At 61.8% G+C, this 23,516-nt stretch carries 16 protein-coding genes; 9 read left to right on the forward strand and 7 right to left on the reverse strand.

Annotated elements, in window-relative coordinates; translation table 11 throughout:
- Nucleotides 1-103 precede the first annotated feature (103 nt).
- From C4K38_RS29965 to C4K38_RS29985, 5 genes are all read left to right on the forward strand, one after another.
- Nucleotides 104-2,188: a type VI secretion system Vgr family protein gene (locus tag C4K38_RS29965; protein ID WP_081364191.1), complete on the forward strand. Its 2,085-nt coding sequence runs from the start codon at nt 104-106 to the stop codon at nt 2,186-2,188.
- A complete protein-coding gene (locus C4K38_RS29970) occupies nt 2,185-2,979 on the forward strand; it encodes a DUF4123 domain-containing protein (RefSeq protein WP_081001602.1) in 795 nt (264 codons plus the stop codon). The genes C4K38_RS29965 and C4K38_RS29970 overlap by 4 nt, the downstream gene beginning before the upstream one ends.
- Complete coding sequence (locus C4K38_RS29975) at nt 2,976-6,767, forward strand: hypothetical protein (protein WP_053281266.1); 3,792 nt, start codon at nt 2,976-2,978, stop codon at nt 6,765-6,767. The genes C4K38_RS29970 and C4K38_RS29975 overlap by 4 nt, the downstream gene beginning before the upstream one ends.
- 161 nt (nt 6,768-6,928) lie before the next feature.
- Nucleotides 6,929-7,828 carry a hypothetical protein gene (locus tag C4K38_RS29980; RefSeq protein WP_081001603.1) on the forward strand — a complete coding sequence of 300 codons (900 nt, stop codon included), beginning with the start codon at nt 6,929-6,931 and terminating at the stop codon, nt 7,826-7,828.
- 155 nt (nt 7,829-7,983) lie between these two features.
- The gene (locus C4K38_RS29985) at nt 7,984-8,889 is read left to right on the forward strand and encodes a hypothetical protein (RefSeq protein ID WP_081001604.1); all 906 of its coding nucleotides are present in this window, start codon (nt 7,984-7,986) and stop codon (nt 8,887-8,889) included.
- Nucleotides 8,890-9,010: 121 nt separating this feature from the next.
- Here C4K38_RS29985 and C4K38_RS29990 read toward each other — a convergent pair whose 3' ends face one another.
- The 7 genes from C4K38_RS29990 to pilG form a co-directional block, all read right to left on the reverse strand.
- Nucleotides 9,011-9,271, reverse strand: coding sequence for a hypothetical protein (locus C4K38_RS29990; RefSeq protein WP_053281267.1), 261 nt, complete (start codon nt 9,269-9,271; stop codon nt 9,011-9,013).
- 936 nt (nt 9,272-10,207) lie between these two features.
- A complete protein-coding gene (locus tag C4K38_RS30000; protein ID WP_009046013.1) occupies nt 10,208-10,663 on the reverse strand; it encodes a chemotaxis protein CheW in 456 nt (151 codons plus the stop codon).
- Nucleotides 10,656-16,610 carry an Hpt domain-containing protein gene (locus tag C4K38_RS30005; RefSeq protein WP_053281268.1) on the reverse strand — a complete coding sequence of 1,985 codons (5,955 nt, stop codon included), beginning with the start codon at nt 16,608-16,610 and terminating at the stop codon, nt 10,656-10,658. The genes C4K38_RS30000 and C4K38_RS30005 overlap by 8 nt, the downstream gene beginning before the upstream one ends.
- Nucleotides 16,611-16,640: 30 nt before the next feature.
- Nucleotides 16,641-18,704 (reverse strand): methyl-accepting chemotaxis protein, encoded by a 2,064-nt coding sequence (locus C4K38_RS30010; protein ID WP_053281337.1) that lies wholly within the window; start codon nt 18,702-18,704, stop codon nt 16,641-16,643.
- Nucleotides 18,705-18,801: 97 nt separating this feature from the next.
- The gene (locus C4K38_RS30015; RefSeq protein WP_038575084.1) at nt 18,802-19,341 is read right to left on the reverse strand and encodes a chemotaxis protein CheW; all 540 of its coding nucleotides are present in this window, start codon (nt 19,339-19,341) and stop codon (nt 18,802-18,804) included.
- An 11-nt stretch (nt 19,342-19,352) separates the two neighbouring features.
- The gene (gene pilH / locus C4K38_RS30020; RefSeq protein ID WP_007953328.1) at nt 19,353-19,718 is read right to left on the reverse strand and encodes a twitching motility response regulator PilH; all 366 of its coding nucleotides are present in this window, start codon (nt 19,716-19,718) and stop codon (nt 19,353-19,355) included.
- A gap of 43 nt (nt 19,719-19,761) precedes the next feature.
- Nucleotides 19,762-20,169, reverse strand: coding sequence for a twitching motility response regulator PilG (gene pilG, locus C4K38_RS30025; protein WP_009051308.1), 408 nt, complete (start codon nt 20,167-20,169; stop codon nt 19,762-19,764).
- Nucleotides 20,170-20,405: 236 nt separating this feature from the next.
- Between pilG and gshB the strand changes: the two genes are divergently transcribed.
- From gshB to ruvX, 4 genes are all read left to right on the forward strand, one after another.
- Nucleotides 20,406-21,362, forward strand: a complete 957-nt coding sequence (gene gshB / locus C4K38_RS30030; protein WP_053281269.1) for a glutathione synthase — start codon at nt 20,406-20,408, stop codon at nt 21,360-21,362.
- 120 nt (nt 21,363-21,482) lie between these two features.
- Entirely contained in the window at nt 21,483-22,382 is a 900-nt protein-coding gene (locus tag C4K38_RS30035) for an energy transducer TonB (RefSeq protein ID WP_053281270.1), read from the forward strand.
- Nucleotides 22,383-22,458: 76 nt separating this feature from the next.
- Complete coding sequence (locus C4K38_RS30040; RefSeq protein WP_025807188.1) at nt 22,459-23,028, forward strand: YqgE/AlgH family protein; 570 nt, start codon at nt 22,459-22,461, stop codon at nt 23,026-23,028.
- On the forward strand, nt 23,028-23,465 hold the full coding sequence (ruvX, locus tag C4K38_RS30045; protein WP_009046019.1) for a Holliday junction resolvase RuvX: 438 nt from the start codon (nt 23,028-23,030) through the stop codon (nt 23,463-23,465). Before C4K38_RS30040 ends, ruvX begins: the two co-directional genes overlap by 1 nt.
- Nucleotides 23,466-23,516 lie beyond the last annotated feature (51 nt).

Consider the following 23,516-nt stretch of genomic DNA (forward strand, 5'->3'; position numbering starts at 1 on the left):
GCTCTGCTGGTCGATGTTGTTTACGCCATAAGGGATTTCTTGCGTTCGTCGGCGCCCGGCCCCGGGCTCGACCCACGCGGCAGTACTGCACGAGGAACAAGGGATGTTCGCGCCGGCCAATCAGACCCACTTCAGCCTGACCGTCGAAGGTCTTTCCAACGACCTCCAGGTACTGTCCTTCACCGGACGGGAAGCCATCAGCCAGCCCTTTGCCTTCGAGGTCGAGCTGGTCAGCGCCCAGGCCGCCCTGGACCTGGAAAGCCTGCTGCACAAACCGGCCTTCCTGCAGTTGGCGCAGAACGGCACCGGCATCCACGGGCAGATCTACCGCGTCGCCCAGGGCGATTCCGGCAAGCGCCTGACCCGCTACTCGGTGACCGTGCGCCCGCACCTGGCCTACCTCGCGCACCGCATCAACCAACGTATCTTCCAGAACCTCACGGTGCCGAAAATCATCGGCCAGGTCCTCGAAGAACACGGCATCCAAAGCAATGCCTACCAGTTCCAGCTGGGTTCGATCTATCCCGAGCGCATCTACTGCGTGCAGTACGACGAATCGGACCTGCATTTCATCCAGCGCCTGTGCGAGGAAGAAGGTATCCACTACCACTTCCAGCACAGCGCCGACAGCCACACCATCGTCTTCGGCGATGACCAGACGGTGTTCCCGAAACTGGCGCCAGTGGCCTATCAACAAGACTCCGGCATGGTCGCCAACGACCCGGTGATCAAGCGCTTCGACCTGCGCCTGGAAGCCCGTACCAGCCGCACCACGCGCCGCGACTACGACTTCGAGAAACCGCGCCTGACCCTGGAGAGCGACGCCAAGAGCGAGCTCAAGCCGGACCTCGAGGATTACGACTACCCCGGCCGCTTCGTCGATCGCGAGCGCGGCAAGCACCTGGCCAAGCGCGCCCTGGAACGCCACCGCAGCGACTACCGCCTGGCCGAGGGCAAAAGCGACCAGCCGCTGCTGGTCAGCGGGCATTTCCTGGCCCTGAGCGAACACCCGAAAGCGCAATGGAACGACCTCTGGCTGCTCACCGAGATCATCCACGAAGGCAAGCAGCCGCAGGTGCTGGAAGAGTCGGTGACCAGCGACACCACGGCCTTGAAGGACGACTTCCACCAGGGTTACCGCAACCGCTTCCAGGCCACGCCCTGGGACGTGCCCAACCGGCCGCCTCTGCTGCATCCCAAGCCGCGCATCCTCGGCAGCCAGAGCGCGGTGGTCACCGGGCCCAAGGGCGAAGAAATCCACTGCGACCAGTACGGCCGGGTCAAGGTGCAGTTCCACTGGGACCGCGAAGGCCAGTCGGACGACAAGACCAGCTGCTGGCTGCGCGTGTCCTCGGCCTGGGCCGGGGCGCAGTACGGCGGCATCGCCATCCCGCGGATCGGCATGGAAGTACTGGTGACCTTCCTCGAGGGCGACCCCGACCAGCCGCTGATCAGCGGCTGCCTGTACCACAAGGAAAACGTCGTCCCCTACGAGCTGCCGGCAAACAAGACCCGCAGCACCTTCAAGACCCTCAGTTCCCCTGGCGGTGGCGGTTACAACGAGCTGCGCATCGAGGACAAGAAGGGCCAGGAACAGATCTTCCTGCACGCCCAGCGCGACTGGGACGAGAACGTCGAACACGACCAGAAGATCCGCGTCGGCAACGAACGCCACGACACGGTCGAGGCCAATAGCTACAGCGAGTTCAAGGCCGAGGAACACCACACCGTGCACGCCGACCGCAAGGTCGAAGCCCGCGCCAGCGACCACCTCACCGTCGGCGTAAACCAGCACATCAAGATCGGCACCGGGCAGTTCATCGAAGCCGGCCAGGAAATACATTTCGACAGCGGGCTGAAAATCGTCCTCGAAGCCGGTAGTGAACTGACCCTCAAGGGCGGTGGCAGCTTCGTCAAGATCGATGCAAGTGGCGTGACCATGAGTGGCCCGGTGGTGAACGTAAACTCCGGCGGCGCACCCGGTAGCGGCAGCGGAGCAGCGCCGCTGCTGCCTGGGCCGTTGCAGCAGGCAGATGCGGATAAGCCAGGCTTGCTGCTGCAGCAACGACTTCGCGAAAACGTTCCGATCGTCGAACTCTGCCAAAAACCTAAAGGCGGCACCCCGATGCAGTGTCCTTTGACGGATTGCCCATGCAGGAAAGCTTTACTGGCAGGAGTACAGGCGTGACAACTTCGATATTGCTCGAGCGCACAGACGATCTGCTGGCAAGGCTCTATCAGCGCGCACCCGATCCCAATCCAACCTTCCTGTTCGACGGCACTGAGCTAGCTGACTATACAGAGCAAAGTCCGATCTGGCTGGAGGCAACCAGTAATGCGTCCTTGCTTGAGCTGATGCGTGAAGAGCCTGAGCACTGGCCAGGCCTGATCATTGAAAGCCAGGCGCCCACCCAAACGCTGCTGAGCCACCTTCGGCACATTCTGTTTATCCGCTTCGATCAAGATCGCAGGGGTGTCTTGCGTTATTCGAGCCCCACGACAGCCAGTTACTTTTTCACTGTCGACGATCCCCAGGCCACCGCCACGTGGATGGGGCCCTTATCACGGCTGACTTGGCATGGCGGCACCTGGAAGGACCTGGCAGACGGCAACCAGCGCTGGTTCAACGCAGGCAATCCGCAGGCTCGACAGTGGACATGCCCTGCCGAACAACGATCTCTGCATCTGGACGCGCTGCATGAGCAGGCCCTGCAACGCCAACAGAAAGACCACTTTATTTACCAGTGGTGGCGAAAGCAGAACGCTATCTCATTCAGCGATGCCTCCCGGTATCTGGATGACGGCATGGGCGATGGATTCCTCGACGCGCAAACGCTGAACGATTACCTGTCGCTGCGCGCCCAATACCCGACCACCACCGCGCCAGCCATCCCGCTGGAGGGCGACAGCGAAGAGCGCCTGGTGCTTCTGCGCCAGCATCTGGAACACGACCACCAAGACAAGGAGTCCCTGACATGAGTGCACCCGTTGGGAGCCTGAGCTCTGGCCCGGCTTGCGAAGCCGGAAAACTGATCGTCCAGGTGATCGGCAAAGATCACCCTGCCAGCCAGAAAGTCGTGTTGTGCGATGACGCCAACAAAGAGCTGAAGGGTAAACCTGAACCGCAGGACAAAGACCTGTGCAGCAGCGTGCTGCATGTGTGGGATTGCGCAGGCCAAGCCAAGCGTCAGCTCTGGCTGGAAATCGCCTCGACCCAGGGCAAGCCGATCCGCCTGCCCCTGCTCGACAACGTTCGCACAACCCCGCGTCAAGCGGATGCCCAATGGAACCAGCTGGTTCCGGTCCTGCCCTTCGTCGCGCTCCCCGGATCGAAAAGCGCCTATGACCTCGGTACACCGGTACTGGCCCGCGCGGGTTATGTCTATGTGTTCTACCAGAACAAGCTATGGCGCGAACTGGAAGTACGTATTACCGAGGGCAAGACCACTTACCACGATGTCGATGTCGCTCATTATCGCCAGGGCAAAAGCTTCAAAGCCGGTGAACGCAAGGCCAGCGGTCAGCCGCTGGAGGATATCTGGCTGCCCGCCATCTGGAACAACCAGCGAGTGCATGATCTGCGGCTGTGTTTTTGCGAAATACAACTCAACGCCCCTCGCCTGCAACGCCTGGAGCAAGATGCCAAGCTGCGCGATCAGCGCTGCAAAAGTTTCGACCTGAGCTGCTCGAATGCCCGCTTCAAAGAGCGGTACAAAGACAAGCCGGACGGCAAGGCCATGCTGCAGGCCTTCTCCAACTTCGATGTGCGCAACTACGCCAACCAGACCGCCGCGACTCAAGCGACCGTCGTCAGACGCAACCTCGACCTGGGTGCATTTCCGCTCAGTGTGGCGGCGCCCCAACGCCCGCGCGAGCCCGGTTATGAATGGCTGCTCGATCATCCTGGCCGTTACCTGTGTGACCTCGCAGGACAGTTTCCTGCCACCGCCAGCCAGCAAGCCAAGGCGTTTCTCGCCCAGTGCGCCCAAGGCAGCTCGCCCGAACGCACCGAGCTGCTGGAACTAAGCGCCATCGCCGATGCGCTGGAAGCCTCACTGCCCGCCCCCAAAGCCGAGCCAGGCAGCAAACCCGAACCAGCAGCCGAGACAGCCGACCTGTGGCAAGCCCAGGCCAGTGTTCCCGACGCCCTGACCAAAGCCAGGCAACGGCAAATCTGCGGCATTTTGCTGGAGGACCCACGCTATCGCTTGCGGCACTTGAAACAGCGCCTGGAAACCCACCACGAGTTGCTGAAACTCTGCGCCCGCCATGCGACCCAGCAGGTCAACCATGCCAGCGCGTTACTGGTGCAACAGTTGGTGGTGCCACGCAACCTTCAGGGCAAACCCAACCCTCTGCATGCCAGCCTGGAAAAGCTCGGTACCAAAGGCAAACAGGACATCAACCGCTGCACCGCGACGGTGGAGCGGGCCATGGTCTGGCAGCACATGAACAGCGCCCAGAACCTGCTGGCCGAGAGTTTTCAACAAACCATGACCCAGCAGGCCCTGGCCGATCACCTGAGCCTGGACGGCTTCGATTATGTCTCGGCCCTGTTCGTCATCAGCCAGACCGTGGCCGCGCTCGCGGCCCCTCCGTCACGCCTGGACCCGCTGGCGCCAAGCGGCGACGTGATCGATGCGGTCAGCGGTGTCAGCCTGTATAGCCCCAAGGCCAGTCCCGGACAGACGTACCTCGCCTCGCTCGCCAACGACGCCAACGCACCACTGCATGTCATGCTCTGGCCAGAGTGCGACATGGAGCGCGTTTGTACGCCGTACAAGGTGCCAACCAAAACAGCAGAAAATCAGGGCGATGGTCAATTCCGCGCCACCGAACTGGCCAAGAATGAAAACAAACCGGCGCCCACTGCCGAAAAACAGACCACCCTGGACGCCAGTATTGTTGCCAATCTGCTGGCCGGGGCCAGCTTCAACAGTTTCCTGATCACCAGCGGCAAGAACCTCAACGGCGCGCTCCTCAGTATCTACGACACCCTGCAAGGTGCAGTGGATACTGCTCTGGCGGCCATCGACACACCGCGTACAGCAGCCGCACAGGCCGCGACTGACGCCAGGACCAGCAATGACGCCAGCACCCAAGCCAGCGAACGTCTAGAAAGATCCCGCGCCAACCTGGGTGCCCGCGCACGTCCCGTTAATGTGCGGTTGCATGCCCAAGGCGTCGAACAGCTACGCAGCATGCTGCCCAACACTTTTGGCCCGGCCTACTTCATGCGCCGTAGCCAGGTCACGCAGAACTATTACCTGTTTGGCCTGGAGGACCTCCCTTCACGCGAGGCGGTACCGAGAACCTTCTACGGCGAATTCCTCGACCGCCGTGGTCGGCTGCTCGGCAGTACCGACCGCGCACGTATGCCTGCGACTGGAGTAGAGACCGCAGAGCATCTGGTTTTGGTCATTCCGCGTAATCACAGCACTGCGCAACTGGTCAGTAACATGAACAAGCAACTGACTGCAGCTCAGCAGTCGGCAGCTGGCGCCAGCGCTGCAAATATCCGACTGACCGAAGCCAATACCGCTTTGGCAGATGCCCTCGACCAGCACAGCACTCGAAGCAATGCCCTCGCCTTCCGGATTTTGAATTCACGCCCGTTTTCTGTGGGGGTATTGATGCTGGAGTTGTGGAATGTGAATGCTGAGTGGCAAGGAAGGGAGGCGGCCAGTAGAGAAAAAAGTAAATATAGAGCTCGAGTTGGTGTTTTGGGTGCAGGAATTGATCTGATCATTGCAATGGAAGCACTGACAGTAAAGTTGGTAGGCACCCAATCAGCTCTCGCATCAGCCCGAAAAACGATTTATGAAATAGCTGATAAAGACGCAAGAAAATGGTTGGGCAAAGCAATAGCTGAACGAGTTACCAAAACACTCACTGCCCGTCTAATAGCTCAATCTATTTCTGGTATCGTTTTTGCGGGACTCAGTCTTTACGATGCTTGGTATGCTTGGCAGTGGAACGATAATGCGATGTATGGCTATTTGCTTATGGCTGGCGGTGCACTGGTCGGCGTCGCTTCCGGGCTCATCACGGCAACACCGGTACTCGGCTTACATCCGTTGGGTTGGCTGGCACTTTTGCTGATCGGTGCTGGCGCCGGTCTGGTGCTCTGGCTTAGTAGTACTCCATTAGAAGACTGGCTCGCGAATGGCCCCTTCGGTTCAGAAGGTGGTTCTGCCGCCCAGCATCTACTAGATCCTCAGGAAGCCCTCTATCGTCTGATCGGCCTGCTTGCCGGAATAGGTATAAAAATTGATAAGAATCCGCTGTACCAAGCTGACGCGAAACTGGACCCTAATGACAAATATCCTTTCCCGGTACGCACTGCCAATACGGTGATTCGAATAGAAAGCAGATTGCCCGGGCTTTTGGGAAGCATCGGTAGTCTCGGTATACAGGCTGACTGCCGGTTGTGTGAGGTCGTGACTACCTATTTCAGAGGCATGCCCTTACCCGGTGAAAAAAAGGTCCCCAATACTCCCTCCGAAGTTCAGGGTCAGCGTCTATACAATGATGCATTGGAGTTATATGTGAACACACCCACGATGGTGGTCCGCGGGACGAGCGGCCATGGTTTTCTGTGGGCGGTTCGTGCCCAGTTCGTTCTAAAAAACCAGTCTGAGTCACGTTACTTTCCAGCACCCGGGGTAAAAGACCCTACCCGCTATGGCCCTGCGTATGCCAAGGCAGACTTCAATAAGACCAATCAGCCGTTCTGGGCCGACGAACAGACCCATAAGGTCCAATGATGAGTAAACCAGTCGAGCTACCATCTTATTACGCAATCGATTCCTATCATCCAGATCGGATTCCTGAGCAAAACGTATCTACGGAACGCAACTTATTGCATAAAATTTCTGGAACCCGGTTACCGTGGGGCAACACACAAGATGTGGCTCCAGACAACATCATGGAAGATCCAAAACCTAAGAGCATGCGCTTTTGGGAGCAGAGTGAAAAAGAGAAAGCGGAGATGAAAGCGAATGGTACATACGTGCCTCGTCCGCTTGAGCATATAGATCTGCATTACAAGTATGACCACGAGCGTTTTCGCTTTGCAAAGCTACCATTTCGCTCCCAATTTTGGCTATCGCTTAAAATTTTTTGCAAGTGGGGGTTAATTATTCTTCTCCCACCTTCAATACTAACAGACATAATCTTCGAATTAGACTCCAGCAATTTTGACTTCAAAGAACTCATAAGCTACTCAACTACAATTTTAGTACTTAAAACACTACTCGCACCTTGGATATTTAGCAGCATTATCATTAACTATTTCCCCAGATTTTGGTTTCGCCCCCCGAAGGGCCCCCTATGGGAACTCAACCGTCGTACCGGACTGGTCACCATATTCGATTATAAAAATTTCAAAAAAGAAGGTGCGATTGAAAAAGTCACTGCGCCTTTCTATGAGTTTGATGCCTATATCGTCACCAGCCCAGACCGCCAGGGACTGGCCATGAACGGATTGTTCCTGATCCATCGCTATCGCGATATTCGCATCAACCTCAACGATCTGATCACGCCCGATAACACTACACAAAAGCCCTGCGCCCTCTGGGACTTCCTGCAGAACTTCATGGATATCAGTCGTCCACTACCCGACATACCGATGTACGAAGCTCATCGCCATCTGGATCCGGTGACTGCCGAACATGACCGTAAAGCCAGCCGCGAACCGCGCTACTGGATCGATATGGATGACGACACCTTCAAAGCCAAGGTCAAGGAAATGCTTGGGCGCATTGATGCCATCGACACCTTCAGCCGCCCGAATCTGATGGCCAAGCATGTGAAGTACGTAGACTGATGAGCATTCCGGTGCAGCCCTATTACGGGTCCGATGCCTATCGCTTGGATCGGGTTCCCGAGCAAACTGCTTCTACGGAGCGTGGTTGGCTGAGCAAGTTTTCAGGTACTCGCTTGCCGTGGGGTAACACCCAGGAGGTGGCGCCGGACAGCATCATGGAAGACCCAAAACCTGAGAGCATGCGTTTTTGGGAGCAGTGGGAAAAAGAAAAGGCTGAGATGAAAGCGAACGATACTTACGTGCCTCGCCCGCTTGAGCATATAGATCTGCATTACAAGTATGACCATGAGCGTTTTCGCTTTGCCCAACTACCTTTTCGCTCGCAGTTTTGGCTGTATATGAAGGGGATAGGTAAATGGGCGTTTATTATCTTGGCACCTATTACTGTTCTAGCTCATCTTACAGTCATGCCTGCATCAGTAGAAACACCATGGAATTTTACATATGACCTCTTAGTTAATCTCTACTCTTGGATGCTAGGAGTTCCACTCCTTTGCGGAGTGATTGGTCATATTGTCGTTAATCATTTTCCAAAATTCTGGTTCCGCCCTCCCAAAGGCCCTCTCTGGGAGCTCAATCGTCGTACCGGGCTGGTCACTTTCTTCGATTACAAACACTTCAAAAAAGATGGTGTAATCGACGAAGTTGTTGCCCCCTTCTACGAATTCGACGCCTATATCGTCACCAGCCCAGACCGCCAGGGCCTGGCCATGAATGGGCTCTTCTTAATCCATCGTTATCGCGATATCCGTATCAACCTCAACAACCTGATCATTCCTGACAACACCACGCAGCGGCCCTGTGCCTTATGGGATTTCCTGCAAAATTTCATGGACGTAAGCCGTCCTCTTCCCGAGCTGCCGCTCTATGAACCTTATCGCCACCTGGATCCGGTGACCGCCGAATACGACCGTAGAATCGGGCGCAAACCCCGCTACTGGATCGATATGGATAACGACACCTTCAAAGCCAAGGTCAAGGAAATGCTGGGGCGCATTGACGCCATCGACACCTTCAGCCGTCCCAACCTGATGACCAAACATGTGAAGTACGTCGATTAGGCAGCGGGACAGGTATCGTTTCGTTCCCTTCCGCCCCAACCTGATGATCACTCCGGCCGAAGATGGCCAAACTGCCTCCGGGCGTAAGCCGTGATGCTTGCGCCCGGAAGCGGTTTGGCTTTTAGTGCCCGATCCGCCACTGCAACGCATCCAGCGCATCGCAGCCATCCTGCAACAGCAGATGGGCTGCATTGACGATGTGTTGCAAGTCTTGGTCGTGGACGCCTTTGAGGCTCAAGCAATTGAGACTGTGCATCAGGTCGCGGGTGGCCTTGAAGCGCTGGACGGCACAGCCGTGCAGGTCGGATGCCGGAGCGTTGGGGTTGAGGTAGAGCACCGGGGTGGTGGTGAGATTGCTGTGTAGCGGGATGAACTCAGTCATGGGTGTTTCTCCGTGAATGCTGAAGAGTTACCACCCTATGCGGCTAAACAAAGAGGGTGGCAGCTGTACGCGGGTTAGCCGACCGGACCATTCACGGAAGTCCGGCACACCCGCAGGTGTCCCACGCACAGCCGCCATAGCAAATGCAGGCAGCAAAAAGCGCCAGCATTATAGGAGGGCGCTTGTGCGTCCGTGAACAGTTTCGACCGGCTAAGATCGGCCACCGATGCGTCGGTGACGGCCCGGACTATGGCGCCTGATACGCCTCCCAGCAATCGGCAAACTGTTGCCACTCTCTACAGCTGAAATGTCTGTTAATACCCCAGACCGCAGCGTAGCCGCTGCCGAGCCTTGGCGAGGCTGCGATCGACCGCGCAGCGGTCGCCAAGCCAGGCGGCAGAGCCCGGTCAGGTATACCGAGTTGCCAGATTTACGGGGCTGCGCCCCGATCGCAGCCTGCGGCAGCAGCTACAGGGTTTAGCGTCGACCGGCAGGTCGCGTTTGACTTTGGCTTTTGATCTTGATCTACCCGCCCCATCGGGAGGCCGAGTGGAGGTGTTCATCAGGGGGATGGCGCGCAGCGCCCCTCGACGTAGTCGAGGACATCGTATGGAGGTCGAAGCGAAGCCGACCGGAGTCGATGCCCCCTGATGGACGCCGGAGCGAGGGAACCTGAGCGCAGCGAAGGCCGTACGCAGGGGCAAGCGTTTTTTGGTTACTTTTTTTGGCGTTTGAAAAAAAGTGACCCGCCGTAAGGGCGGAACCATAAGCGGCCGTGACCGCAGCAACGGATATGTACACCGTCCAACATCAGCAGCGAGGCCACCACCGCCATCGCGGGCAAGCCTCGCTCCTACAGATCAGTGGCGCCCCCATCAGTCCCAAATAGGGACCGATAGGTCCCTTTCTGAGAACGATCAAGTCACTCGAAAGGATCTAGGACAACCCTGCCTTCACCAGCATCTCCTCCAACCCCAACAGATCCGGAATCTTCGCCACCTGCTCCCCCACCTGCACCGCAGCCTTTTCCAGCCGGCACAACGGCACGTCGACGTAGCTCAGCTGGCTGTCGAGCCGGCAGGAGCGCGGGATGCCCTGGATCACCAGGGCGATGAACTTCAGGCGCTCGCGGCCGCCCAGGGTGTTGAGCACGACGATGCGGGCGCGTTCGCCGATGGCGAGGGGCTGGCCGCAGGCGGCTTCGAAGCTGATCAGCGGCAGCTGACGGTCGCGCCAGGCGACAGAGCGCAGGTACCAGGGCGGCGCGTCGCTGGCGGGTTCGCCGCGCTGGTAGTCGATCAATTCGGCCACGGCGACGTTGGGCAGGATCAGGGTGCGGTCGGCCAGGGGCAGCAGCAGTCCGGTGAGGAAGCTGGCGCGGTAGTCATGCATGGGGTCTGCTCCACTGGGCGATGCTCTCCAGCAGCACCGACTCCTGGTAAGGCTTGCCGAGGTAATCGTTGACGCCGATGGCCATGGCCCGGTCGCGGTGTTTCTGGCCGGTGCGCGAGGTGATCATGATGATCGGCAGCTGTTGCAGGCGCGGGTCGGCGCGCACCTGCATCGCCACCTCGAAGCCGTCCATGCGCGGCATTTCGATGTCCAGCAGCATCAGGTCCGGGGTGTGCTCCTGCAGCAGCGCCATGGCGTCGACTCCATCCTTGGCAGTCAGCACGTTCATGCCGTGGCGTTCCAGCAGGCGGCTGGTGACCTTGCGCACCGTCACCGAGTCGTCGACCACCAGCACCAGCCTCGGCCGCAGCGGCTCGACCTCGGCAATCACTTCATCACCGGCCGCCATGCGCGGCATCGGCAAACGCGTTTGCAGGGCGCGGATATGTGCCAGCAGATCGAGAATCAGCACCACCCGGCCATCGCCGAGGATGGTCGCGCCGGACAGACCCTGCACCGCCGCGAACTGCGGCCCCAGGCTCTTGACCACGATTTCCCGGGTGCCGGCCATGGCGTCCACCTGCACGGCGATCCGGTGTTCGTTGTAATGCACCAGCAGTACCGGCAGCGGCAGGCTCTGCCCCAGCAGTTTCGGCCGGGCCACGGTGTGCAGCAGCTCGCCGAGGTAACACAGCTCATAACGCTGACCGGCGTATTGGTAATGGGGCGAGTCGAGCTGGTAGTAGCTTTCCAGTTCGTGGGGCAGCACCCGGACGATGCCCTCGATGGTGTTCAGCGGGATCGCGTACTGCTCCTCCAGGCACTGCACCATCAGCGCCCGGTTGACCGACAGGGTGAACGGCAGGCGAATGCGAAAATGCACGCCCTGCCCCGGGATCGAGTCGATGGTCATCGAACCGCCGAGCTGGCGCACCTCTTCATGGACCACGTCCATGCCCACACCGCGCCCGGAAATCTGGGTGATTTTCTCCGCAGTGGAAAACCCCGGCTGCATGATGAATTGCAGCACGTCGCGGTCGCTGATCTCGACATGGGGGGCGAGCAGGCCACGCTTGATCGCCTTGCGCCGCACCGCTTCCAGCGGCACCCCGGCGCCGTCGTCGCGCATGTCGAAGACGATATCGCCGCCTTCGTGGGACAGGTCCAGGGTGATCCGCCCCTGTTCCGGCTTGCCCGCGGCGCGGCGCACCTCGGCGGACTCCAGGCCATGGTCGACGGCATTGCGCAGCATGTGTTCCAGGGGCGCGACCATGCGTTCCAGCACGTTGCGGTCCATCTCGCCCTCGGCATTGCCGACGCTGAACGACACGTCCTTGCCCAGCTCCTCGGCCACCTGGCGGACGATGCGCTTGAGCCGCGGCACCAGGCGCTCGAACGGCACCATGCGCGTGCGCATCAGACCTTCCTGCAGCTCGGTATTGACCCGCCCCTGCTGCTGCAACAGGTTTTCCGCGTCCTGGTTGCGCCGGTCGAGGGTTTCCTTGAGGTCGAGCAAGTCGGACGCCGACTCGAACAAGGCCCGCGACAGTTGCTGCAACTGCGAATGGCGGTCCATCTCCAGCGGGTCGAACTCTTCGTAGCCCAGGCGCTCAGCCTCGACCTGCTGGCGGCTGAGGATCCGCCCCTGGGTTTCGGTGTCCAGGCGGCGCAACTGGTCGCGAATACGCTCGATGGTGGTTTCCATTTCGCTCAGGGCCACCCGCGCATCGTTGACCTGCTGCTCGATGCGCCCCCGGAAGATCGAGGTTTCCCCGGCCAGGTTGACCAGATCATCGAGCAGCTCGGCCGAGACCTTGACCATATCCCCGGCCACCGCGGCTTCCGCCGGCACCACTGGCGGTTCGGGTTTGCTCGGGGGGCTAAGGTCGGGCAGCAACAGAGGCGGCGCTTCGGCCTGGGTCGGATGGGTGAAGCCGCGAATCGCCTCGATCAGGCTGTCGGCTGGCTTGATCGGTTGTTCGGCACGGGCGGCGTCGAGCATCTGCGCCAGGCGGTCCTGGCTTTTTTGCAACAGGCCGAACAGCGCCGGCGTGGGTTGCAGCAGGCCCGCGGACAGGCCTTCGTAGAGAAACTCCAGTTCATGGGCCAAGTCGCCGATCGGCGCGATCTCCACCATGCGCGCGCCACCCTTGAGGGTGTGCAGGTCACGCAGCAGGGTTTCCACTTCCTGGCGGCTGGCCGGTTCGGCCTGCCAGCGCGTCAGCGCCGCCCCCGAACTGTCGAGGATGTCGAAACCTTCTTCGAGGAAAATCTCCAGCAGCTCCGGATCGTGGGCCGCCGAATCGTCAGCCACCGCGGCCTCGGGCACCTCGCTGGTGACCCCGCTGCGCTGGCGAAAGCTGCGGATCGCTTCGATCAGCGCCTTGGGATCACTCAGCGTTTGCTGCGCCTGCAACTGCTGCAACAGCAGCGCCAGTTGCTCATGGCTGCGGCGCAGCAGGTCGGCCAGGGCCTCGCCATGCTGGTAACGGCGGTCCACCAGGCCTTCGTAGAGGTTTTCCAGTTCCTGGGCCAGGTCGCCCACCGGGCCGACTTCGGCCATGCGCGCGCCGCCCTTGAGGGTGTGCAGGTCGCGTTGCAGGGAAGACAGCGGCGCGCCGTTGTCCGGGTCGGCCAGCCAGCGCTGCAAGGCCTGGCCGGCGCTGTCGAGAATATCCACCGCCTCTTCGAGGAAGATCGCCACGATTTCATCGTCCGGGCCCTCCACCTCGATCGGCGCCTGCTGCTCCATCTCGGCGGTGGCGCTGGCCAGGTCGGTGATGCTCAGGGTGCGGCTGCCGTCGCTGCGAATCAGGCCCATGGCCGACGGGTCGAGGCTCTCCTCGAGCAGTTCGCGCAAGGCCCGGACCATGGCCGGTTGCGGGCTGACTTCCTGGCCGGCAGCCAGTTCGTCGAGCATGTTGATCAGGGCTTCGTGGGCGTTTTCCGCCTCATGGAAAAACCGCTCGCCCACCGCCAGGCTGCTTTCTTCCACGGCGCCGTACAGGTCCAGCAGCGCTTCGCACAGCTCGTCCATCGGCTGCAGGTCCGCCAGGTGCGCGCCTTCGCCGAGGGTGGTCAGTTCGTCCAGCAGCGCACTGAGTTCCTGGCGCTCGCCCGGGTGCTGCTGCCAGCGGCGCAGCAGGTTTTCGGCATCCAGCAGGATGTCCATGCCCTGGGCCAGGAAGCTGCTGATCAATTGCGCGTCGCGCTTGACCCGCAGCCCGGTATTGGGCGCGCTGAGCAGGCTTTCCAGGCGCTCGGCGGTCAGCGCCTTGACCCGTTCGATCAGGTCGGCGGCACCTTCGATGGGCACCAGCGGATCGCTGCCCAGCTGTTGCAGGCCACGGCGAAACAGGCCTTCGGCTTCCAGCAGCAGCTCGACTTCGTCCAGGTCCAGGGCCATCAGGTGCGCGCGATACTCCCGGGCCAGCAGGTCCAGCGGCGCCGCCAGCTCGGCGATCGGCAGCACGCCGGCCATATAGGCGCTGCCCTTGAGGGTGTGCAGGGCACGCTGCAATTCGTCGCTGGCCTGCAAGGGCAAGTGCTCGGCAGCCTGATCGAGAAAACGCTTGATGCTCTCCAGATGGGTTTCGGCCTCGTTGCGGAAGATCTCCAGCAACTGCGGATCGAGCCCGTCTTCCAGCCCGTCTACCGACGCCGTGTCGCCCTTGGCCAGGGCGTGCGCCCGGGCAGCCAGGCGGTCGACATCGTCGCGCTGGCGCTGGGCCTGGGCGGCGAACTCGGCGACCAGCTCCGGCAGCAGCTGCAATACCTCTTCGAGCAGTTGCCGCACCTGCGGCCCCGGCTCCACGCTGTGTTCCAGGACGCGGTTGAGCAGGTTTTCCACGGCCCAGGCCAGTTCGCCCAGCACCAGTGCGCGAACCATTCGCCCGCTGCCCTTGAGGGTGTGGAAGGCTCGGCGCAGCTCGCCCAGCGCCGCCTTGCCGTGAGGGTCGGCGGCCCAGCGCGGCAGGTACTCGCGCAGCACGTCGAGCACTTCGTCGGTCTCTTCGAGGAAGACTTCACGCAGCTCGTCGTCCACCGGCGCTTCATCGCCCGGCGGCGGCAACAGGCTGCCCGGCGTATCCAGCGCCGGCGGGTTGAGCGCCGAGACCGGGCTGGCCAGCACATCGGCCAGGGACTGCACCACTTCCGGGCTGTCCAGCTCCTGCAGGTCCTGCATCACCAGGGCCTCGTTGGGGCTGAGCACATCGCTGAGCAGCGGCACCTGTTCGCTCGCTAGCAACTCGTCCGGTGCCTGCTTTTGTGGCACATAGCCCAGCGCCGCCAGGCCCTGCTCGGCCACGTCGAGAATCTTTTCCCCCGGCGCCTGGTGATCGTCGCTCAGGCGCTCCAGGTAATACTCGATGCTGGTGATCACGTCGGCCAGATTGTCCAACTGCTGCCAGCCGGGCTGGCACGGGTCCAGCAGCAGGTGTTCACGCACGAAGCCGATGCAGGCCTGCAAAAGACCCGCCGCCCGGCTCAGGGGGATCATCGCCAAAGCGCCACGCACCTGGGTCAGCAGCTCCGGCAGCGCCTGCAAGTGCTCGCGGTCCCAACCGGCGTCGATGTAGTCGACGATCAGGTCCTTGGCCTGCTGCAGGCAGATCCGCGCCTCCTTGATCACCAGTTGGTGGATCTGGGTCAGGTCGGTGGTCGGCAGGCGGCTTTCTTCGCGGCTCTCGGGCTCGGCCGGGCCGATCATCCCGGCCAGCGTCGCCTCGACATACAGCAGGGCCCCGGCCACATCCATCAGCACCGCGTCATTCGGTTCGCGCTGGCCCTGGGCCAGGCTCAGCAGCACCGCCAGCTGGTCGATGATGACCTTGCGCGGCTGGCCGAAACCCAGCACCGCCAGGGTGTCGGCAATCTGCCGCAAGGGCGCCAGCAGGCTGTCCAGGTCCGACGCGTGCTGGCGGTCGCTGCGCACGAACAGGTCCAGGCGTTCCTTGACCCGCACCAGCTCCTCGCACAGGGCCGACAGCACCGAGCGCATGGCATCGCGGTCCGGGCCGGCCATGCGGGCCCGCTCCTGGTCGACCAGCGCAGTGTCGGGCAAAGCGTCATCGAGTCCGTAAGCGTCTTTCATGGTCTGCATCTGCGCGGTGGGATAGCGGGCCTTGGCGATGTAAAACAGCAGGCTTTTCAGCAGTTCGTCGGGGGCCGGCTGGTTGATCCCGACGATGCCTTGTTCATAGAGGCGCTTGAGTTCGCGGTCGGCATCCTTGAGCAGGCTGCGCACCGCCGGGCTGTTGGCGATCGCCCCACTGCCCATGCCTTCCACCAGGGCCAGGGCGATCTGCCACAAGGGCCCCAGCGGGGCGTTCTGGCACAACACCTGGAGGCGTTCGAAGACCTTGGCCATGTAGCCCAGGCTGTTTTTCACATCCTGTTCGCGCAGCAGGTCGACCAGCGCGGTTTGCAGCATGTGCCGCAACTTGCGCAGCAGGATGGTCAGGTCGGGGGGCGCCAGGCGGTTCAGCGTCACCTCGTCCAGGGCCGGCAGGTCCGGCAGTTGCGGGCTGAACAGGCTGGTTTCGCTCAGCAGGCCTTCGCCCCGGGCGCTGCGCAGGTCGTTGAGCAACGGCAAGACCACCAGCGGCAGGTCGCGGCGCGCGCTTTGCACCCGGTCGAGGTACTGCGGTAACTGGCTGATGGCTTGGCGCAGCAGGTAGATCGCCTCGTCGCGCTGAGCCACGCGGTACTCGCGCAGGGCCAGGGTCAGGGCTTCCATTTCTTCGGCGAGCAGCGCCGCGCCATAGAACTCGACCATCTGCAGGCTGCCGTGGACCTGGTGGATGCAGTCCAGGCACTGGTCGAGGGCTTCCACCGCCTGCGGCTCGTCGACCAGATGATCGAGCGCCTGGTGGGCCTGCTTCAGCGTTTCGGCAATTTCGCCCTTGACCCATTCCAGGGCCACATAGTCGTGCCGATCACCCATTACCATTCCCATCAAAGTCGTGCTCCGGCCTCAGCGGTTTTCCCGCGGCGTCTGCTCGCGACTGGCCGGCAAGGTGAAACCGGACACCGAGCGCCGCAGCTGGCTGGCCATTTTCGCCAGGTTGCCGATGCTTTCGGCCGTCGCGGTCGAGCCGGACGAAGTCTGTGAAGTAATCTGCTGGATCACGTTCATGGTCAAGGATATCTGTCCGGCCGACGAAGTCTGCTGCTGGGCGGCATTGGAGATGCTCTGGATCAGCGCCGCCAGGGTCTTGGAGACGCCTTCGATTTCTTCCAGGGCCACCCCGGCATCCTGCGCCAGCCGGGCGCCACGCACCACTTCCGAGGTGGTCTGCTCCATGGAGATCACCGCCTCGTTGGTGTCGGTCTGGATCGCCCGCACCAGGGTCTCGATCTGCCGGGTCGCCGCCGAAGAACGCTCCGCCAGGCGCTGCACCTCATCGGCCACCACCGCGAACCCGCGCCCGGCATCCCCGGCCATGGAGGCCTGGATCGCCGCGTTGAGCGCGAGGATGTTGGTCTGGTCGGCAATGTCATCGATCAGGCTGACAATGTCGCCAATTTCCTGGGAAGACTCGCCCAGGCGCTTGATCCGCTTGGCGGTGTCCTGGATCTGCTCGCGAATGTTGTCCATGCCATGAATGGTGTTGTGCACCACCTCGTTGCCCTTGTTGGCGATCTCCACCGAACGCTCGGCCACCGCCGAGGACTCGGCGGCGTTGGCCGACACCTGGTCGATGGACTGGGCCATTTCGTTGATCGCGGTGGAGGCTTCGGAAATCTGCTGGGCCTGATGCTCCGAGGCTTCGGCCAGTTGCATCGCGGTGGCCTGGGTTTCCTGCACCGCGCCGGCGACCTGGCCGGCGGTGAGGTTGATGGTCGCCACCAGGTCGCGCAACTGGTCCACGGAATAGTTGATCGAGTCGGCGATGGTGCCGGTGAAGTCCTCGGTCACCGAGGCGGTCACGGTGAGGTCGCCGTCGGCCAGGTCCTCGATCTCGTCCAGCAGACGCATGATCGCGTTCTGGTTGCGTTCGTTCTTCTCGGCGGTCTCGTGCAGCTGGCGATTGGTTTCACGCACCATCACCATGCCGATCAGGATGATCGAGGCCAGCGCCGCCAAACCCAGGACATAGCCGCCGATGGTGTCCAGCGAACGGCCGCCAGCCAGGTTCTCGAAGCCGACAGCCAGGTGCGAGGCTTCATCGAGCAGGGTCTGCGACAGGCTGAAGATATTGCTCGCCGATTCGCGGACCTGGAACAGTTCAGGAGAGGTTTCGAGGATTTCGTCCACCGAGCCGGAGACGAACTGGAACAGCTCGCTGATCTCGGTCAGGCGCGCCCGCGCATCGCGGTCCTCGACCTGGCTGATCTTCAGGGTCGGGTTGCCCTGGAGCATGCCGCTCAGCACCTGGCCGAAGCGCGCCGCGTCACGGCCAAAGGCGTCGGCGGCCTGCACCGCGTTCTCGTCGCCGGCCAGCACGGTATTTACCGCGCCGAGAATGCGCTCGGCGAGCAGCGACTGGCGCTGCGCCATGGCCACCTGGGCGGCTGGAGCGCCGCGTTGCAGGAGGATTTCCACGACCTTTTCATACTCGACCTGCAGCTGCGGCACGGTTTCCGCCAGGGTCGCGGCTACTTGATGCAAGGACAGCACGGTCTGTTCGCTGGCCAGGATCGCGTCGGCGTTGTGCAGCAGCTTGTCCCAGTCCTGCTGCACCGCGTGCATTTCCTTGCGCACCGCCACGGGCGCGGCGGGCAGCCCGGTGGCCGGGTCGCCTTTTTTCAGGTAGCCCCAGCGCTGGGCGAAATCGTTGCGCGCATCGCCCAGCAGCTTGAAGGCCGCGGCCTTGCCCGCCGCGGCTTCCGTGGCGTTCTTGGCGATGCGCTGGGACAGCACCCGCAGCTCGCCGGCGTGGCCGATGTACTGCTTGTCGTAAGTGGCCTGGGTGTTGAGGTAAGCGAAGTTGGCGAACAGCAGCATGATGAACACGATCAGGGCGATGAACAGCACGATGATCTGCGAGCGGCTGCGCGATCCTTCCATTGGCTTGCCTGGGTTGGCTTTTAGCATCTGCACACCTGAATTCCGGTTGTTCTGTTGCCCGCGATAAACATCACACGGTGAACCTGCAAAACCGCGTCATCCCTTTCGCGGGCACGCCTCGCGCCTACAGCGCCACATCCAGAAACCCCGGCGACTGCGCCAGGGCGAAGGGACTGAATACCCACCAGACCTGCTCGCAGGGGAAATACCCCCGCAGGTACGGCGTGATGGCGCCCTGTTCGCTACCGCTGGCAGCCGTCTTCAGGCTGCTCTGCTCGAAATGCTGCATGCCGGCCACCTCGTCCACCATCAAGCCGGCGAATACTTCCTTGTGCTCGACCACCAGCACCCGCCGCTGCTTGCGCAGCGCCGACAGCTCATGGCCGAAGAACCCGCACAGGTCCATGATCGGCAGCAGCCGTCCGCGCAGGTTGGCCACGCCCTTGACCCAGGGCTTGACCCCGGGCAGCAACGTATAACGGGGCTCGTGCAGGACTTCGCTGACTTCGCCCATCGGCGCCACATACCAATGCTCGCCGATACGAAAGCCGATACCGCTCCAGCCGTGCTGGCGGGTTTCCTGGGAAGGCAGGTCGGCCGCCAGCAGGCGGCAGCGCTGGTCGATCTCGAGCAGCAGTTCGAAGGCGGTTTGCGACTCGGCCATGGCGCGGGCGGTCAGCCGGCCAGGACGTTGTTCAGGGTCTTGATCAGGGTGTCTTCGTCGACCGGCTTGGTCAGGTAATCCTTGGCGCCCTGGCGAGTGCCCCAGACCTTGTCGGTTTCCTGATCCTTGGTGGTGATGATGATCACCGGGATATGGCTGGTTTCCGCGTCCTTGGTCAACTGACGGGTGGCCTGGAAGCCATTGAGGCCGGGCATGACGATGTCCATCAAGACCGCGTCGGGTTTTTCCTGGCGCGCCAGGGCCACGCCGTCGGCGCCGTTTTCGGCCTTCAGGACTTCATGACCGTGCTTTTCCAGCATGCCGGTCAGTTTGTACATTTCAGTCGGCGAGTCATCGACGATCAGAATACGAGCCATGGTCTTCCCCATACGAATAGGCGTGCGGCCCGCTGGCCGGACCTCAATGTGCTTGTTCTACTGCGGCGAACCCCGGCACATGGGCCTTGATCGCGCTCAGCAGCTCTTCCTTGCTGAAAGGCTTGGTCAAAAACTGGTCAGAGCCGACGATGCGACCCTTGGCCTTGTCGAACAGACCGTCCTTGGAGGACAGCATAATCACCGGCGTGGACTTGAACGCGCTGTTGTTCTTGATCAGTGCGCAGGTCTGATAGCCATCGAGCCGCGGCATCATGATGTCGACGAAGATGATGTCCGGGTGATTGTCGGCGATCTTGGCCAGGGACTCGAAACCGTCGACCGCGGTGATGACTTCACAGCCGACATTCTTCAGCAGCGTTTCGGCCGTGCGGCGAATCGTCTTCGAATCATCGATCACCATCACCTTGAGGGCGCTGGATTGCTGTTCCATATCTGCTCTACCATCGCCACAGTGAATCGATTTTCTGCCCGTACTGCTGGCCAATGCCTCAAGCCCTTGATGTTCAAGGCCTGAGCACGGCATGCGAGCCTTTTTAGCATACTCTCCCCATGCAATCTATCGGCCGACCGGCGCGGTGGTTTTTCCTTGACCGGGAACCGCCCGAGCGCCACTCTGACGCCACTTTTTCAAGCCATTGCGCCCACTAATTTTCGAGGAAACCGCCCATGAGCGTTCGCGTCGGGATTGTCATGGACCCTATCGCCAGCATCTCCTATAAGAAGGACAGCTCGCTGGCCATGCTGCTGGCCGCCCAGGAGCGCGGCTGGACCCTGTTCTATATGGAACAGCAGGACCTGTACCAGGCGACCGGTGGCGTGGCCCGGGCGCGGATGCGTCCGCTGAAGGTGTTCGCCGACCCGCAGAAGTGGTTCGAACTGGAAGCCGAGACCGACAGCGCCCTGAGCGAACTGGACGTGATCCTGATGCGCAAGGACCCGCCGTTCGACATGGAGTTCGTCTACTCCACCTACCTGCTGGAGCAGGCCGAGCGCGACGGCGTGCTGGTGGTCAACAAGCCGCAGAGCCTGCGCGACTGCAATGAAAAGCTGTTCGCCACCCTGTTCCCGCAGTGCACCCCGCCGACCATCGTCAGCCGTCGCCCGGACGTGTTGCGCGAATTCGCCGACCATCACGGTGACGTGATCCTCAAGCCGCTGGACGGCATGGGCGGCTCGTCGATCTTCCGTCACACCGCCGGCCACCCGAACCTCTCGGTGATCCTCGAAACCCTGACCCAGCATGGCAAGCAGCAGATCATGATCCAGGAGTATCTGCCGGCCATCGTCGATGGCGACAAACGCATCCTGATGATCGACGGCGAGCCTGTGGATTACTGCCTGGCGCGGATTCCCGCCCAGGGTGAAACCCGTGGCAACCTCGCCGCCGGTGGCCGTGGCGAAGCCCGGCCGCTGACCGAGAAAGATCGCTGGATCGCCGCGCAAATCGGCCCGACCCTGCGCGAAAAAGGCCTGCTGTTCGTGGGGCTCGATGTGATCGGTGAGCACCTGACCGAAATCAACGTCACCAGCCCGACCTGCATCCGCGAGATCGACAACGCCTTCGGCACCAATATCGGCGCAATGCTGATGGATGCCATCGATCAGAAGCTCAAGGCTCGTTGATCCAGAACTGCCAAGCACAAACCAACATTGCGTTATCATGCGCCGCCTGTGAAACCCGCAATGTTGGTCTTGTGAAGTTTTTTGTGATGTTGAACCGCTGATGACTTTTGTGAACCGCTGATGGCTCTCCCTTCCGACCTGCCCCCCGAGCTGGCCTACAGCGGCGTGCGCCCGGCCGATCGCCTGGGATTTACCCTGTTCCTGGCCGCCCTGCTGCATATCGCGCTGATTCTCGGCCTGGGTTTCTCCTTCGCCGAACCCAAGCAGATCAGCAAGACCCTGGAAATCACCCTGGCCACCTTCAAGAGCGAGACCAAGCCGAAGAAGGCCGATTTCCTTGCCCAGGAAAACCAGGAAGGCAGCGGCACCCTGGACAAGAAGGCAATCCCGAAGACCACCGAAGTGGCGCCGTTCCAGGAAAACAAAGTCAACAAGGTCACTCCGCCGCCCCCGGCCAAGACCGAGGTCAAGGAAGCCGCGCCCAAGGCCGCGGTCGCCACCACCGCGCCGAAACCGAAAAAGACCGTCACCAAGCGTGAAGAGGTCAAGACCGAGGCCAAACCCAAGGTTCCCGTACCGACGTTCGACAGCGAGCAGCTGTCCAGCGACATCGCCAGCCTGGAGGCCGAACTGGCCCAGGAGCAGCAGCTGTACGCCAAGCGTCCGCGCATCCACCGCCTGAGCGCGGCCTCGACCATGCGCGACAAGGGCGCCTGGTACAAGGACGAATGGCGCAAGAAGGTCGAGCGCATCGGCAACCTCAACTACCCGGAAGAAGCCCGGCGCAAGCAGATCTACGGCAACCTGCGGCTGATGGTGTCGATCAATCGCGACGGCTCGCTGTACGAGGTGCTGGTACTGGAGTCCTCCGGCCAGCCGCTGCTGGACCAGGCGGCCCAGCGCATCGTGCGCCTGGCGGCGCCGTTCGCGCCCTTTACCGGCGACCTGTCGGATATCGACCGCCTGGAGATCATCCGCACCTGGAAGTTCGCCCGCGGCGACAGGCTGTCCAGCAACTGATCCCCCTGCAGGATTCGCGGGGAATGAGAGCATCCCCAGCTTGTCAGTTCGCCCCTCCACCGCCACACTAGCGCTCATGAAGAACGTCAGCCCCAGCTACCTCAAGCATCACTTCCTGATCGCCATGCCACACATGGCCGACCCGAACTTTGCACACACCTTGACCTACATCGTCGAGCACAATGCCAATGGCGCCATGGGGTTGGTGGTCAACCGTCCGCAGGACCTGAACCTCGCCGACATCCTCGAGCAACTGCGCCCCGAGATCGACCCGCCTGCGCTCTGCCAGCATGTGCCGATCTTCATCGGCGGCCCGGTGCAGACCGATCGCGGCTTTGTCCTGCACCCCAGCGGCCCGACCTTCCAGGCCACGGTCGAGCTGGACGGCCTGTCGCTGTCGACGTCCCAGGACGTGCTGTTCGCCATCGCCGACGGCGTCGGTCCGGCGAAAAGCCTGATCGCCCTGGGTTACGCCGGCTGGGAAGCCGGGCAGCTGGAGGCCGAACTGGCGAATAACGCCTGGCTGACCTGCCCGTTCGACGCCGACATCCTGTTCAACACCAGCAGCGAACTGCGCCTGGAAGCGGCAGCCAAGCACCTGGGCATCAACCTCGCCCTGCTGACCAGCCAGGCGGGCCACGCCTGATGGCCCTGCGACTGATCCTCGGGTTCGACTACGGCACCAAGCAGATCGGCGTGGCGGTCGGCCAGGCGATTACCGGCCAGGCCCGCGAGCTGTGCACCCTGAAGGCGCAGAACGGTGTGCCGGACTGGAATCAGGTCGAAGCCCTGATCAAGGAATGGAAGCCGGACGCGGTGGTGGTCGGCCTGCCGCTGAACATGGACGGCACCCCGAGCGAGATGTGCGTGCGCGCCGAGAAGTTCGCCCGGCGCCTCAACGGTCGCTACAACCTGCCCTTCTATACCCATGACGAACGCCTGACCACCTTCGAGGCCAAGGGCGAACGCCTGGCACGTGGCGGCCAGAAAGGCAGTTACCGCGACAACCCGGTCGACGCCATCGCCGCCGCCCTGCTGCTGCAAGGCTGGCTCGACGAAAACGCAGCGCTGTTGAACAACTGAAACGCCGAATCCTGAAGATGCGTGGTCACCCCCGGCCGCGCGCCTCCTGGC

This window comes from Pseudomonas chlororaphis subsp. piscium (assembly GCF_003850345.1).
Classification (GTDB): domain Bacteria; phylum Pseudomonadota; class Gammaproteobacteria; order Pseudomonadales; family Pseudomonadaceae; genus Aquipseudomonas; species Aquipseudomonas piscium.